The following is a 1,938-nucleotide window of genomic DNA, read 5'->3' as shown; positions in this document are numbered from 1 at the left end:
CCACAGCCAGCAACAAAGCCTGCTCACGACACATCTCGCCTTCAGCAACAGCCTCCATCCGTCGGAGCTGCTGCTGAGCAAGATCAAGGCGTCGGCGCTCCTCTAGCGAGGAACCTGAACGACCGGACGCCTGCATCGCCCAGCTCAACGTTGTGCGATCGCCTGGAGAGAACAACACAAGACAACTGGCGGGTTGGCCGTCGCGTCCTGCCCGACCCGATTCCTGCAAATAGCCCTCAGGGGTTGCTGGAAGATCCAGGTGGAGCACCAAGCCGACATCACCACGATCGACCCCCATGCCAAAAGCCACAGTTGCCACGAGCACGGGACGCTTCTGTTCCAAGAACCGCGTCAAAGCCGTCCGACGGGTGTCTGGGTCCAACCCAGCGTGGTACGGCGTGGCATCAACTTTGTGCTCCCGGAGCCGCTCGGCCCAGAGCTCGACAGACCGGCGCGTCCGGGCATAGATCAACGCAGCTCCTCGGGATTGCTCCAAGGCCTCCAGCACCTGCGGCATCGGATCCCTAGGCCGACGTTGCATCGTGTAGTTCAGATTGACGCGCCGAGCCGAGCTCACCTGCACCAAGGGACTGCGGAGATCGAGCAAGCGCAGGATGTCGGCCCGCACCCTCGGAGCCGCCGTCGCACTCAACGCCAGCATCGGAACGCCGGGGCAGAGTCGACGAATCATGCCCAAACGTCTGTAGTCAGGACGGAAGTCGTGCCCCCAGGCACTGATGCAGTGGGCCTCATCGACGGCAAGAGCCACGAGACGTCCCTCAGATGCATGGTTTTCCAACATCTGGCGCGTCGCCTCTCCCTGCAAGCGCTCCGGCGCGATGTAAAGCAATCTCAGGGATTCATCGCGCAAACGCGCCATGGCTTGTTGCCTTCGGCCTGGATCAAGCCCTGCATGCAAACAGGCTGCTGTGATCCCCCGTTTCTGGAGTGCCAACACTTGGTCCTCCATGAGAGCCACGAGCGGCGAAATCACAACCACTAAGCCATCACGCACCAACGCTGGGAGCTGATAGCAAAGCGACTTGCCTCCTCCCGTTGGCAAGACCGCCAACGCATCGCGTCCTTCTAGAACAGCCTCAACAACGGCGCGCTGGCCAGCTCGAAAGCGATCCCACCCAAAGTGAGTCTGCAAAGCGCTTTCGAGGGAGTCCAGGACACACCAGATCTAGTGCCCCCAGGATAACGAGCACAAGATCTGGTGTTAAGCCAAGGGCGGCGGATCCAATTGGTCTGGTGATTCCTCCACCAACTGCAGGCGGACACGCTTTCCACCTGCCAACTCCCCCAACGACACGCGCATCGTGGCCCCACTTAGAGACTGCAAGGCATTGAGTACATCACGGAGATAAGGCGTACTGCTGCCACTTTCCACCCAAAGGCGCTCGTGCAAACCGCCAAGACGTCTCCAGGACGTATGCAGCTTGAGAACCGCCGACTCCAAAGCCTGCGCCTGACCCACCGCGTCCGCCAGAAGGCCGAGGGCATCAAGACGTTGCGCCTCTTGCATTGCTTTGTCTAAGTCGAGCTCCCCCTGCTGAAAAGCCCGAACGGCAGCACCCGACTCATTGGCCTTCGTAATCCAACGGGCCGTACTGGTGACATCTTTAATGCGATCCAGCTCGGGTTCATCCCGCAGCACCTTGCGAAAATCCTCTTGTTGCGGTTCCGGCAGCTTGGCAAGCTCCCGAACAAGGGGCGCCACAGCTCTAGGCGGGAGAAGATTCTCCTGGGTGCGCTGACGAATTTCCTCCGGCAGCAACGGACTGGTCGCCGCAGTGAATTCATCGGTCAAGCGACGAACTTGCTTCCGCGTGATCTCCTGACCTTCATTGGCCGCCTCCGAGATCATCAGCTGAACTTCTGGAACCGCCTGGGCCGTTTCCATGAAGGCGCGTTTCGAAAACTGATTGACGCTGC

The 1,938-nt window shown here is 60.3% G+C and carries 1 protein-coding gene and 1 pseudogene; both read right to left on the bottom strand.

Annotated elements, in window-relative coordinates; translation table 11 throughout:
• Positions 1-1,153, bottom strand: a 1,153-nt coding sequence (locus WH5701_RS00135; protein ID WP_037978962.1) for an ATP-dependent DNA helicase RecQ, incomplete at its 3' end; no start/stop codon positions are given.
• A gap of 69 nt (positions 1,154-1,222) precedes the next feature.
• Positions 1,223-1,938: pseudogene (locus WH5701_RS00130) on the bottom strand (hypothetical protein); the annotation flags it as partial.

Origin of the sequence: Synechococcus sp. WH 5701, from assembly GCF_000153045.1 — a bacterium.
GTDB lineage: Bacteria > Cyanobacteriota > Cyanobacteriia > PCC-6307 > Cyanobiaceae > Regnicoccus_A > Regnicoccus_A antarcticus.
This window is presented reverse-complemented; position numbering and strand designations above follow the sequence as displayed.